At 66.0% G+C, this 13,815-nt stretch carries 7 protein-coding genes and 1 pseudogene; 1 reads left to right on the forward strand and 7 read right to left on the reverse strand.

All coding sequences use genetic code 11. From position 1 onward, the window contains the following. Nucleotides 1-69 precede the first annotated feature (69 nt). The gene (locus OSH10_RS00910; RefSeq protein ID WP_266329567.1) at nt 70-3,858 is read left to right on the forward strand and encodes a hydantoinase B/oxoprolinase family protein; all 3,789 of its coding nucleotides are present in this window, start codon (nt 70-72) and stop codon (nt 3,856-3,858) included. A 205-nt stretch (nt 3,859-4,063) separates the two neighbouring features. Here OSH10_RS00910 and OSH10_RS00915 read toward each other — a convergent pair whose 3' ends face one another. From OSH10_RS00915 to metH, 7 genes and pseudogenes are all read right to left on the reverse strand, one after another. Next, nucleotides 4,064-4,765: a hemerythrin domain-containing protein gene (locus OSH10_RS00915; RefSeq protein ID WP_266329568.1), complete on the reverse strand. Its 702-nt coding sequence runs from the start codon at nt 4,763-4,765 to the stop codon at nt 4,064-4,066. Between the two features lie 79 nt (nt 4,766-4,844). Beyond that, nucleotides 4,845-5,777 (reverse strand): extensin-like domain-containing protein, encoded by a 933-nt coding sequence (locus OSH10_RS00920; RefSeq protein WP_266329569.1) that lies wholly within the window; start codon nt 5,775-5,777, stop codon nt 4,845-4,847. Between the two features lie 78 nt (nt 5,778-5,855). Further along, entirely contained in the window at nt 5,856-7,076 is a 1,221-nt protein-coding gene (locus OSH10_RS00925; RefSeq protein WP_266329570.1) for an alanine racemase, read from the reverse strand. 74 nt (nt 7,077-7,150) lie between these two features. Then, nucleotides 7,151-8,212 (reverse strand): DUF2336 domain-containing protein, encoded by a 1,062-nt coding sequence (locus OSH10_RS00930; RefSeq protein ID WP_266329571.1) that lies wholly within the window; start codon nt 8,210-8,212, stop codon nt 7,151-7,153. A gap of 672 nt (nt 8,213-8,884) precedes the next feature. Next, a complete protein-coding gene (locus OSH10_RS00935; protein ID WP_266329572.1) occupies nt 8,885-9,205 on the reverse strand; it encodes an AzlD family protein in 321 nt (106 codons plus the stop codon). Between the two features lies 1 nt (nt 9,206). After that, entirely contained in the window at nt 9,207-9,932 is a 726-nt protein-coding gene (locus tag OSH10_RS00940; protein ID WP_266329573.1) for an AzlC family ABC transporter permease, read from the reverse strand. Between the two features lie 133 nt (nt 9,933-10,065). Beyond that, nucleotides 10,066-13,811 (reverse strand): annotated as a pseudogene (gene metH, locus OSH10_RS00945) (methionine synthase). Nucleotides 13,812-13,815: the final 4 nt, after the last annotated feature.

Consider the following 13,815-nt stretch of genomic DNA (forward strand, 5'->3'; position numbering starts at 1 on the left):
GACGGATTGACGGACGCCGCCCGAGCCTTACTCATGCGCCCGGGCTTCAATCGCGCGAAGGGCAGAACGATGACGCAGTGGGACTTCTGGATCGATCGCGGCGGCACCTTCACCGACATCGTCGCCCGCGATCCCGAAGGCCGCATCCGCGCCCACAAACTGCTTTCGGAAAACCCCGAGGCCTACCGTGACGCCGCCGTGCAGGGCATTCGCGAACTGATGGGCCTCGACCCAGGCGAGCCGATCCCGCAAGGCGCCATCGCCACGGTCAAGATGGGCACGACGGTCGCCACCAACGCCCTGCTCGAGCGCAAGGGCGATCGAACGCTCCTCCTGATCACCCGGGGATTTCGCGACGCGCTGGCGATCGGCTACCAGGCGCGGCCAGATATCTTCGCCAAGAAGATCGTCAAGCCGGAACTGCTCTACGAGCGCGTCGTCGAGGTGGCCGAGCGCGTCCGCGTCGACGGCACTGTCGAGGCGGAACCGGATCCGGCCGCGGTGGAGACGGCGTTGCGCGACGCCTATGCCAGCGGCATCCGCTCGGTCGCCATCGTGTTCATGCATGCGTGGAAATATCCCGAGCATGAGGCCCGCGTCGCGGAAATCGCCCGCCGCGTCGGCTTCCCGCAGATCTCGGTCAGCCACGAGATCTCGCCGCTGATGAAGCTGGTCGGGCGCGGCGACACCACGGTGGTCGACGCCTATCTCTCGCCGATCCTGCGCCGCTATGTCGAACAGGTGGCAGGCGAGCTCGGCGTCGCCGGCGAGCCCTCCCCCCGGCTGATGTTCATGATGTCATCGGGCGGCCTGACGGCGGCGGAGCTGTTTCGCGGCAAGGACGCCATTCTTTCGGGCCCGGCCGGCGGCGTCGTCGCCGCGGTCGAGACGGCGCGGCAGGCCGGCTTCGGCCAGGTCATCGGCTTCGACATGGGAGGCACCTCGACCGACGTCTCGCATTATGATGGCGTCTATGAGCGCTCCTTCGAGACGGAAGTCGCGGGCGTGCGCATGCGGGCGCCGATGATGCGGATCCACACGGTCGCCGCCGGCGGCGGCTCGATCCTGCATTATGAAGCCGGCCGGTTCCGCGTCGGCCCGGATTCGGCCGGCGCCGATCCCGGCCCCGCCAGCTATCGGCGCGGCGGCCCGCTTGCCGTCACCGACGCCAATGTCATGACCGGCAAATTGCGGCCGGAGCACTTTCCCAAGATCTTTGGGCCCGGCCGCGACCAGCCGCTCGATGCGGCCATCGTGCGCGAGCGCTTCGAGGCGCTGGCCGCCGAGATTGGCGACGGCCGCACGGCGGAAGAGATAGCCGATGGCTTCCTGCGCATCGCGGTCGAGAACATGGCCAACGCGATCAAGAAGATCTCGGTCCAGCGCGGCTACGACGTCACCGACTATGCCCTGAACTGCTTTGGCGGTGCCGGCGGGCAGAGCGCCTGCCGGGTCGCCGACGCGCTCGGCATGACAACGGTGCTGGTGCACCCCTTCTCCGGCATTCTTTCCGCCTATGGCATGGGCCTCGCGGACATCCGCGCCAGCCGCAGCCAGGCGGTGGTCAAGAAGCTGGCGCCGGAGGCGCTGCCGGAGTTGCAGGCGCTCGCCGCGTCTCTCACCGACGAGGTTCAGGCCGAACTCGCGCAGCAGGGCGTCGAGGCGGCCGAGACCTTCATCCGCGCCCATCTGCGCTATGACGGGACGGATACGCCGATCCCGGTCGAGGTCTTGCAGCAAGTCCCTCACCCCACCCCTCTCCCGCTTGCGGGAGAGGGAGGCGTTTCGCCGACAGACGTCGAGCCCAGCCCCCACCTCGCTAACCAGCCGGGCTCCCCCGTCGAGGTAGCCCCCAGTCAGCCCCCTCGCCCGCTTGCGGGAGAGGGCTGGGGTGAGGGTCTTGCTTCCTGTTGGCTGCCCACGGAAACAATCCTTGCCGCCTTCGAAGATGCCCACAAAAAGCAGTTCGGCTTCGTCTTCGAGGGCAAGGCGATTGTCGTCGAAAGCCTGGAGGTCGAGGCGGTCGGCGGCGGTGCCAGCATCGAGGAGCCCGCGCTCGATGCGCCGGAGAGCCGGCCGCACCCCTCCGAGACCGTCTCGATCTTCTCGAATGGCGCAGCGCATCCCGCCGGAATCTTCGTGCGCGAAAGCCTCTCGCGCGGCGCGCTCGTCCCAGGCCCTGCCCTCATCATCGAGCCGCACCAGACCATCGTTGTCGAGCCCGGCTGGCAAGGGGCGATTTCCGCCCGCGACCATGTCGTGCTGACGCGGGTGGAGGCGCTCGCGCGCCGCCATGCCATCGGCACCGATGCCGATCCGGTCATGCTGGAGGTGTTCAACAACCTCTTCATGTCGATCGCCGAACAGATGGGCGTGACGCTGCAGAACACCGCGTACTCCGTCAACATCAAGGAACGGCTGGATTTCTCCTGCGCCGTGTTCGACGCGACCGGCGCGCTGGTCGCCAACGCGCCGCATATGCCGGTGCATCTGGGCTCCATGGACCGCTCGGTCGAGACGATCATCGAGCTGAACCGGGGGGCTATGCGGCCGGGCGACGTCTATGCGCTCAACGCGCCCTATAATGGCGGCACGCACCTGCCCGACATCACCGTCGTCTCGCCGGTGTTCGACGACGCCGGCGAGGAAATCCTGTTCTTCGTCGCCAGCCGAGGCCACCATGCCGATATCGGCGGTACGGCGCCGGGTTCGATGACGCCGCGCGCCACCACCGTCGACGAGGAAGGCGTCCTCATCGACAATTTTGTCCTTGTCGATCGCGGGAACTTCCGCGAGCCCGAGTTGGTGGAGTTGCTGACCAGCCACCCCTACCCCGTCCGCAACGTCACGCAGAACGTTGCCGATCTGAAGGCGCAGATCGCCGCCAACGAGAAGGGCGTGCAGGAGCTTCGGAAGATGGTCGAGCATTTCGGGCTCGATGTCGTCACCGCCTATATGGGCCACGTGCAGGACAATGCCGCCGAAAGCGTGCGGCGGGTGCTGGGCAGCCTCAGGGATTCCGAATTCGCGGTCGAGACGGACCAGGGCGCGGTGATCCGGGTAAAGATCCGCGTCGACCGCGAGAAGCGCGAGGCGACGGTCGATTTCACCGGCACCAGCCCGCAGCAGACGAGCAATTTCAACGCGCCGGAACCGGTGACCCGGGCCGCCGTGCTCTATGCCTTCCGCGTGATGGTCGAGGGCGACATTCCGATGAATGCCGGCTGCCTCCGGCCCATCCACATCATCATCCCCGAGGGATCGATGCTAGCGCCGCGCTATCCGGCCGCCGTCGTCGCCGGCAATGTCGAGACCAGCCAGCAGGTGACCAACGCCCTGTTCGGCGCGCTGGGCGCATTGTCTTCCTCGCAGGGCTCGATGAACAACCTCACCTTCGGCAACCAGAGCTATCAGTATTACGAGACGCTCTGCTCCGGGGCGCCGGCCGGCGTATTCAACGACGGCACCGGCTTCGACGGCGTCGACGCGGTGCATGTCCACATGACCAATTCGCGCCTGACCGACCCGGAAGTGCTGGAGTTCCGCTTCCCGGTCCTGCTTGAGGACTTCCACATCCGCCAGGGCTCCGGCGGACGTGGAAAATGGTCGGCCGGGGGCGGCACCGAGAGGACGATCCGGTTCCTGGAAGAGATGGAATGCGCCATTCTCGCCTCGCACCGGCGGGTCGCGCCGCATGGCCTCATGGGTGGCGATCCAGGCGCCCTCGGCAAGACCGAGGTGCGCCGCAAGGACGGCCGGATCGAGGCACTGGAAGGCTGCGACCAGACCGTGCTCCAGCCCGGCGAGGCCGTGATTGTCACGACGCCGACGGGTGGCGGGTTCGGGCGGGCGAGATAGCCGAAAAGCGCCCCCTCACCAGACTCCACTGTCACCCCACCCTCTATCGTCATCCCGGGCGGCGACCCGGAATCCATTCAGCCGAGGCGTAGGGAGCCCATCTCCCTGAAAAAGCAGGCTGAATGAATCCCCGCCTTCGCGGGAATGACGGAGTCTTGGTGATGAAGGGCGGGGGGTGGGCGGATAGACAAACCCCGCCCTCGCCTCACGCCGCTTTGGCGAGCGCCTGTTCCAGCGCGTGCCAGTCGGACGGCGCGAGCATCGGCTTGACGCCCATGTCGACGATCGCCGCAAAGACCGGCACCGGCATGGCTGCCTTCATGCCGCCGAGCATGCCCAGCCGTTCGGCGGGGTTCATGGCGGGGATCATGATGCGGATGAACTCCATCATCATGCCGGGCTCGACGGAGCCGACGATGCGTCCCTCGATCGCCGCCAGTTCGTCATCGCGGAAGAGCTTGTGCAGGAGCGACAGGGTTTCCGTCTCCTCCTCGATCATGTGCTCAAAATCATGCGCCTGGAACTTGGTGTAGCGCAGGTAGAGCGCACGAAGCATCGGCGAACGCTGCTGCGGCGCTGCGGCCTCGATCTTCGACAGCATGCCCTCAAGCTCAACGAAATCACGCTCATGATCGTCATGGTCGTCCGCAAGTCGCTGGGACGCGCCAGCGCTGCGCGTCTCGAGTTCGGTGTGGATGAACCGGTCTTCATGCTTCAGATGCATGCGCCCCATCAGCACCATTAAGCGAAGGTCGCCGACAAGTCCGGCAACATCCGCCTCATTCAACGGATCGATCGCGCCGAGACGCATCATCAATTGTCCCTGGGCGCGGCGCAGCCCCTTGTGGATGGTGGCGTAGAGGTTGTAGCGCGTCTCATCGACGTAAACGGTTGTGGTGGCGGTCATCATCAAACTCCTCAGATCCCTAGAGGGAGGGCGGAGTACAATGTGACGCTAGGTCATGCTGTGACGCAAATCACTTGCGCTATTGCGCGTAGGACATCGGAATGCTGGCCGGTGGCGTAAAGGGACCGGATGCCGGCACGGACGGCACCTGGCCGGCGCGAATCTGGTCGCCCGGATAGGGCGCCTCGGCGTCGGGCGCACCGAGATCATCGTCGAAGCGATAAGTGAAGGCGCGCTGCTCCATATTGGCCGGGGCGGCGGGCGGCGGCGTCTGCAACAGGGTCGCCATCGGGATGCCGGCATTCGGATCGAGCGGCGTCGGGCCCGGCATGTCGAGCTTCGGGCGGCAATAGCGCGACGTGCCGCTGGCGTTGTGGCGGGCAAGATCGATGTGGATGTGGTCTTCGTGCAGCCGGTTCGAGCCCGGGCCGAGCACGGTCGTGAAATAGCCGCAGGCCGAAATCAGCGTCTCGCGCAGGAAGGCCTGGCTAGCCGGATCGCCGCGCCGCCAGTCCTTCTTGACCCGGATCGTGCGCCCATCCGCCAGACGGAAGCCCGCGACGTCGAACGCGTTGGCAAAGGCGTGTTCGGAGAGCTTGGCGCCGTGGCGGTTGTTGCGCGACCGGCAGGCATAGGTGCCCATGGTCAGGACTTCGGTGACCGGCATGGCGAAGCGGGCCTGCGCGGCCGGCTGCACCGACTCGCGGATCCAGCGTTCCATGGCGTTGGTCATCATGCAGCCGAGAACCACGTCGCCCCCCGTGACCGCGACGATGCCACGCTCGAAGGCGTTGACCTTCAGCGGCCGTTCGATGCCGCACGTGCCTTTCCCGTCCACTTCCTTCGCCGGGCGCTGGAAGTAGGAAGGGACGACCAGCTTCTGAGCGTAACAGGCTCGCTCCGTCGCATCCCGCCAGCTTTCCCTTTCTTCCCCGAGGAAGTTGAGGGCACAGCCGGAGAGCGAGACGAGAGCGAGCACCGACGCGGTACGCAACGCTACGCAACTGAACATGCGCGTAGAATGCGGCCGAAGCTCTTAAAGAATGGTCAACCATAACCGCAACCGGGGATAGTCCCTCGGCCAACGGCGCTACTCGCCCATCGTCTCGATCGAGGCGAAGCCTTCGACCGGACCCGCCGCCTCGAACGGAGTCGTCACCTCGACGAAGCTGTCGGGATAGAAGCCGTTGAAATGGGTGCGCAGCGACAGCGAATAGGCGCCGATATGGCCGATCTCGATCCAGTCGCCCATGCCGATCGTCTCCGGCAGGTAGAAGGGGCGCGAGAGGATGTCGACGGAATCGCAGGTCGCGCCGCAGACGCGGAACGGCACGATCTTGTCGCCGTCGCCACTGCGCTGGCGGCGGGCGGGATCGGGCAGATGGCGCGCCGGCAGGGTGATCTTGCCGGTCCAGGAATCCGACAGCGACGACCAGATGCCATCATTGATGTAGAGCCGCCTGCCCTTCCGCAGCAGGACGCGCACCACGACCGAAAGGCAGCGCGCGACGATGACCCGGCCTGGCTCCGCCACCAGCGGCACGTCGCCAAAGCCCCATTCCTGCGCCTCGCGCACCACATCGGCGATCAGCGCGCCCGTTTCAGGCCGCACCACCTGCTTGCGCCGCGGATCGCTGCCATAGGCGGCCGGAAAGCCGCCACCGATGTCGAGCGCGGCGATATCGACGTCGGTGCGCGAACGCACCCAGGCAGCCGAAGCCAGCGCCCGCTCATAAGTGCCGGTATCCTCGACCTGGCTGCCGACATGGAAGCAGAGCCCGACCTTGAAGCCGAGCCTGCCGATCCGCTCGACCAGTTCGACCGCGTGTCCGGGCGCCGCGCCGAATTTCTTGGAAAGCTCATAGGCGGCGTGCCCGCGCGTCGCCAGGCGCACGAACAGGGTGATCTCCTCCGGGTCGAGATCGAGCGCCCGCACGATGCGGACGATCTTGGCGATCTCGTCCTCGTGGTCGAGGGCGATGACGCGGATGCCATAGGTCTCCAGCGCCAGCCGGATGTCCGATTGCGCCTTGACGGGATGCATGTAGAGAAGCTCGGCATCGGGCGCGACGGCGCGGGCGGCCGCGAATTCGGCCGGCGACGCGACATCGAAGCAGTCGACCCCGGCATCTGCCAGCGTCCGCAGCACCAGCGGCTCCCCATTCGTCTTGACGGCATAGGCCATGCGTCCGGGAAAAGCGGATTTGAACGCCAGCGCATCGGCGCGAAGCACGCTCGGGCGGAAGCAGTAGAGCGGCTGATCCGGGCGAAGCTTGTAGGCTGCGTCGCGGGCGGTTTCGAAGCGATCCATCGTTTCGCGGTCCCGTATGGCCGTTGGCCGGCCGACGCTACCAGCGCTCACCCGGGACGGGAACCCCGATGGCGTCAGAGGGCGGGATTCTGCTGCACCGGCATGGCGGCCACTTCGTCCGACGCCTGGCGCGCCCGCAGGAAGCGCAGCGTGTGGGCGGCATCGTCCTGGCCAAGCGTCTGATAGGCGCGGACCAGCGTCTCGATAGCCTCGGCCGAATGGCCATGGCGGCGCCCTCGAATCGCGGCGATGGCCGCGAACGTCTCGTCGCTGACGCCGGCAGCCTTGCAAAGGACGGCAAGCGGCATGGTGTCGGGCTTGGCGATCATCCGCCGCACCAGCTCGACCGGCAGTCCGGCAGACTCGGCGAGCAAGCCCGCGACTTCCATCATCCGGTCTCCCGAAGCGACGGTGGCAATCACATCGGCGACCGCATTGGGAGCCGCGCCCCCGTCCTCGGAATGCCCGGGATCGGAACGTCGGTGCGGCCGCGCCGGAAAGGCGATGACGACGCCGCGCTCGGAGGACGGGTCGAACGAACGGCGAGAGCGCGGAACCGGCGGCGCGCATCGGATATCCAGCATCTGGCCACGTTCTTCCTGGTTCTCCCGGGCCGCGGCGTGGCGCTGCGCCAGCTTTTGCGTCGCCTCCTGGACCAGGATGGCCAGCCCGCGCTGCGAGAATCGCGCTCCCGGATTCTGCGCCAGCAGCCGCAGGATGGCGCGATCGCATCGATCGAGCAGGGCGTCGGAGACGGCTTCCGGAACCTGGGCGCGCATGGCGATGGCGCAGAGGCGGTCCTGCGGCAGGGTGGCGGCGAGCGCGGCGAGATCGGCCTCCTCGAACGCGAAGGACCGGCGCAGCACCGATTCAGCCACCTCGATCTCGCGCGAGGCGAGGAAGCGCAGAATCTCGGCCGGTGCATTCGGCAGATCCACAATCCGCTCGACCAGAAAGGTCCTCTCGTCGGGCCGCAGTTCGTCGAACACGCCGAGGATGATCTCGGAAAACAGCGCTGCCGTCGGCGGCGACACCGCCGCGCCGGCACTGCCGAACAGATCGGTGATGGAGGCGAGCAGCTCGGCCCGCCGCGCCGGCGCGGTCTGGTGGGCAGCCTCCGTCCGGCGATCATCCATGCTGGTTATCCGGCCCTGTTTTCATGCCGGGACGGTCGCAGCGAAACCATAAGAAACGATTGAGAGGCGCGGTTTCCGGAAGGTTACCGGGGAAGCCGGCATCTTTTGCGTCGATTTCGTTCCCCGGGGCGGGGAGTGAAATCCCGTTGACGATTGAGGCGGGAATGCAGCGGAACAAAGCCACTGCCGGGACGTTTTTCCACCGAGAGATTTGGGAGATTATTCCACGGCTTAGCCCATTCATGGCAGGATTGCGCCGACTTAGCGGCGAAACCCGCCAATTGGGGCCTTGCCCGAAAGGACGATCGAGTTAATACTTAAGCTCGAAGTTGGGCGTGTAAGAGAGACCCGGGAGATGTCCATGAGCCTCGCAAAACCGTTCCATCTGCTCGCCGTGAGCGCTGCTTTTCTGTTCGTCGCGGCAATCGTATTGGGAGCGATCTAGGCGCTTTCCAAGGTATTTGTATCCTCGACAGCGTTCCTGAACGACAACAACCGAGCCATTGCTTGGCAGGTTGGGTTGTATTGTCAAATGGCAAGCAAGTCCCTCTCCCGCAAACGGGCGAGGGTCCTTTCGGATTTGGAGACGTCTGAGACCGGGCTGGAACCGCCCCTCTATCGCTCGCGGGAGAGGGTTTGGTGTGGCTTTGCCAGCGATCGGCCTCCCCCTTCCTAAATCCCAAACACCCACCGGCTCGCCGCGACCACTCCCATGCCCGCGAAGGCCGCGAGAATGTCGCTGCGCCGCCAGAAATAGACGGCGGCGGTGGCCGCGAAGGCCGCATATTCAGCCGGGCCGCCATGCATGGCGATCGGGCCGAGGATGGAGCCCATGATGGCCAGCGGCAAGGCCCGCAACCAGGCCTCCACCCGTGGCGTCACCACCACGAAGCGCATCAGGAAGAAGCCAGCGATCCGCGTCAGATAGGCGGAGACCGCCATCGCCGTGACGATGATCGCGAAGCCGGCGGTGGTATTCGGATCGAGCGACATGCTATTCGCCCCCCGGCTTCGAATCGGGACCGGGGCTCCCATCGGAACGGGGCGCGAAGGCCGCGGCCAGGCTGCCCGCAAGGCCGCCGGCCAGCACGTGCCAGGAACCGCCGACGAAGCGGTCGCAGACGATCGCCACCAGGCCGCCCACGACAAACGGCAACACGTCGCCCCTGCCCTTCCAGAAGCCACAGGCGAGAGACAAGAAGAACGCAGGCAGGAAGAAGTCGAGCCCGAGCCGGCGGGTATCGCCCAGAAGCTGGCCAAAGCCGGTTCCGGCGATCGTGCCGGCGACCCAGCCGACCATGCAGCCCAGCCCAAGGCCGGCGAACACGGCGACGTCCCGCCGTCCCGCATCGCGTTCCTGCATCGCGGCCGCCCAATTGGCATCGACCATCAGGAACATCGACGGATAGGCGATCCAGGGCGACAGCCCGCGCATCCAGGGCTGCATCGCGGCCCCGAACAGGACATAGCGGGAATTCATGGCAATGACCGCCACGACCACGGCGACCAGCAGGTCGGGCGCGCCCCAGGCATGCAGCGCCAGAAGTTGCGCCGTGCCGGCATAGACGAAGACGCTCATCGACGCCGCGCCCAGGATCGAGATCCCGACCTGGCCGGCCAGCACGCCGAACACGACGCCGAAGGCGACCATGCCGGGGAAAAGCGCAAGGCCTTCGAGGAAGCCGCGGCGAAAGCCGGTGGCGGTGAATGTGGCCGACATGGGATTGCTTCCGGGACGGACAGCCGGGGACGACAAGGGTTGTCCCTAGCGGATTCAAGGATCAGTTGCCAGCGCGCGTTCGCGCAACCGGAGTTGCGTGCCGCCCCTGTCGACGGCATGCAGCCGGATGGGCCTATTCGGCCGCTTCGACCCGGATCGGATCGTAATTCAGCACCGGCGCGAGCCAGCGCTCGGCCTCGCGCAGTTCCCAGCCCTTGCGGGCGGCGTAATCGGCGACCTGATCGGCCTCGATCCGGCCGACGCCGAAATAATAGCTTTCGGGGTGGCCGATATAGAGGCCCGAGACGGAGGAGCCGGGCCACATGGCGAAGCTCTCGGTCAGCAGGATGCCGGCCTGCTTTTCCGCGTCGAGCAGATCGAACAGCGTGCGCTTCTCGGTATGGTCGGGCTGAGCCGGATAGCCGGGCGCCGGGCGAATGCCGGCATAGCTCTCGCGGATCAGTTCCTCGTTGGTCAGCGTCTCGTCGCTAGCATAGCCCCAGAATTCGCGCCGCACGCGCTGGTGCATACGCTCGGCAAAGGCTTCCGCCAGACGGTCGGTCAGCGCCTGGCTGAGGATCTTCGAGTAATCATCATTGGAGCGGTTGAAGCGCTCCGCCATGACCTCCTCGCCAATGCCGGTCGTGACGGCGAAGCCGCCAACGTAATCGCCGATCCCCGTCTCCTTCGGCGCGACGAAATCCGACAGCGCGACATGGCGGCGCTTGTCGGTCGAGCGGGCGATCTGCTGGCGCAGCGTGAAGAAGGTGGCGAGGTTCTTGTCGCGCGCGTCGTCGGCATAGAGCGCGATGTCGTCGCCGACCGAATTGGCCGGCCAGAAGCCGATCACCGCATTGGCCGAAACCCACTTCTCCTCGACCATCTGCTTCAGCATGGCCTGCGCGTCGTTGAACAGCGAGCGAGCGACAGCGCCGACCTTCTCGTCCTCGAACAGCAGCGGATAGGTGCCCTTGATCTCCCAGGTCGAGAAGAACGGCGTCCAGTCGATATAGGGGACGAGTTCGGCGATCGAATAGTCCTTGAACACCTTGGTGCCGAGGAAGCTCGGCTTGACCGGCTTGTAGTTGGTCCAGTCGAGCTTCAGCCCGTCGTCGCGGGCAGCGGCCAGCGTGATGCGGCGCTTGTTTTCCTGCGCGCGGGCATGCGCGTCGGCAATCTTCACATAGTCGGCCTGCACGTCGGCGACATAGCTCGCCTTGTCGCGGCCGAGCAGGCTCGACGCGACACCGACGGCGCGGCTGGCGTCGAGCACGTAGACGGCCTGGCCCTTGGCGTAGTTCGGATGGATCTTGACGGCGGTATGCACTTTCGAGGTCGTGGCGCCGCCGATCAGCAGGGGCACGTGAAAGTCCTCGCGCTCCATCTCGGCCGCCACATGGCACATCTCGTCCAGCGACGGCGTGATCAGGCCGGAAAGGCCGATGATGTCGACATTCTCGGCCTTGGCGGTGGCGAGGATCTTCGCCGCCGGCACCATCACGCCGAGGTCGATCACCTCGAAATTGTTGCACTGGAGCACGACGCCGACAATGTTCTTGCCGATGTCGTGCACGTCGCCCTTCACCGTCGCGAGCAGGATCTTGCCGGCCGAGGACGAACCCGTCGTGCCGAGGCGGCGCTTCTCCTCCTCCATGAACGGCATCAGATAGGCGACGGCCTGCTTCATCACGCGGGCGGATTTCACCACCTGCGGCAGGAACATCTTGCCCGCGCCGAACAGGTCGCCGACGACGTTCATGCCGGCCATCAGCGGGCCTTCGATGACGTCGAGCGGCCGGCTCGCCTTGGCGCGCGCCTCCTCCGTGTCGATCTCGATGAAATCGGTCAGGCCCGAGACCAGCGCATGCTCCAGCCGCTTCTCGACCGGCCATTCGCGCCAGGTGAGATCGGCTTCCTTCTTGGAGCTCGCCCCGCCCTTGAAGCGCTCGGCAATCTCCAGCAGCCGCTCCGTGCCATCGGCCCGGCGGTTGAGGATCACGTCCTCGCAGAGGCCGCGCAGTTCCGGATCGATGTCGTCATAGACCGGCAGCGCGCCGGCATTGACGATGCCCATGTCCATGCCCGCGGCGATCGCATAGTAGAGGAACACCGAGTGCATCGCAGCGCGAACACTCTCATTGCCGCGGAACGAAAACGACAGGTTCGAGATGCCGCCCGAAATATGCGCATGCGGCAGGTTCTGGCGGATCCAGCGCGTCGCCTCGATGAAGTCGACGCCGTAATTATTGTGCTCCTCGATGCCGGTCGCGATGGCGAAGACGTTGGGATCGAAGATGATATCTTCCGGCGGATAGCCGATCTCGTCGACGAGGATCCTGTAGGCGCGAGCGCAGATCTCGGTCTTGCGCTCGAACGTGTCGGCCTGGCCCTTCTCGTCGAAGGCCATGACGACGACGGCGGCGCCATAGCGGCGGAGCTTGCGCGCCTGCTCGCGGAACTGGTCCTCGCCTTCCTTCATCGAGATGGAATTGACGATCGGCTTGCCCTGAACGCATTTCAGGCCCGCCTCGATCACCGACCATTTCGACGAGTCGATCATCACCGGCACGCGGGCGATATCTGGCTCGGCCGCCAGCAGGTTGAGGAAAGTTACCATCGCCGCTTCGGAATCGAGCAGCCCCTCGTCCATGTTGACGTCGAGGATCTGCGCCCCGTTGGCGACCTGTTCGCGCGCGACGTCGAGCGCCGCCGAATAGTCGCCGGCGGTGATCAGCTTTCGAAACTTGGCCGAGCCGGTGACGTTGGTGCGTTCACCGATATTGACGAAGACGGCGGTCGAAGAGGTCATGAGGCGAGTTCAAACGGTTCGAGGCCGGAAAGGCGCAATTTGGGAGAGACGGTGGGCAGGACGCGCGGCGCGAGCCCCTTGACCGCTTCGGCGATCGCATGGATGTGGTCGGGCGTCGTGCCGCAGCATCCGCCGACGACGTTGACCAGGCCGGACTGCGCGAACTCGCCGACCAGCACGGCCATGGCGGCCGGGCTCTCGTCATATTCGCCGAACTCGTTCGGCAGGCCGGCATTCGGATAGGCGCAGACCAGCGTATCGGCGACGCGCGCAATCTCGTCGATATGGGCGCGCATCTCGCGGGCGCCGAGCGCGCAATTAAGGCCGATCGAAAACGGCCGCGCATGGCGCAGCGAATACCAGAAGGCGGTCGGCGTCTGGCCCGAAAGCGTGCGGCCGGACAGGTCGGTGATCGTGCCGGAAATCATCACCGGCAGTTGCACGCCCTTTTCCTCGAACACGTCCTCGACGGCGGCGACCGCCGCCTTGGCGTTCAGCGTGTCGAAGATCGTCTCGATCAGGATGATGTCGGCGCCCCCATCGACCAGCCCGCGCGTCGCCTCGGCATAGGCGTTGCGAAGCTCGTCGAAGGTAACCGCGCGAAAGCCGGGATTGTTGACGTCGGGCGAGATCGAGGCGGTACGGTTGGTCGGCCCGATGGCGCCGGCGACGAAGCGCGGCCGCCCCGTCGCGGCGGCGACCGTATCGGCCGCCCGCCTGGCGACCCGGGCGCCCTCGCGGTTCAGTTCGTAGGCGAGTTCCTCCATGCCGTAATCGGCCTGGGCGATCGTGGTGGACGAGAAGGTGTTGGTCTCGACGATGTCGGCGCCGGCCTCGAAATACTGGCGGTGGATGCCTTCGATGGCGTCCGGCTGCGTCAGGATGAGCAGGTCGTTATTGCCCTTGAGGTCGCGCGGCCAGTCCTTGAAGCGCTCGCCGCGGAAATCCGCTTCCGAGAACTTCAGCTGCTGGATCATCGTGCCCATGGCGCCATCGAGCACGAGAATGCGCTCGGAAGCGGCGCGCTTCAGGTCGGCAGATCGCCTGTCCTGGTCCGTACTCATTGCCATTACC

The sequence above is a fragment of the Kaistia defluvii genome (assembly GCF_026343955.1).
In the GTDB taxonomy this organism is placed as follows: domain Bacteria; phylum Pseudomonadota; class Alphaproteobacteria; order Rhizobiales; family Kaistiaceae; genus Kaistia; species Kaistia defluvii.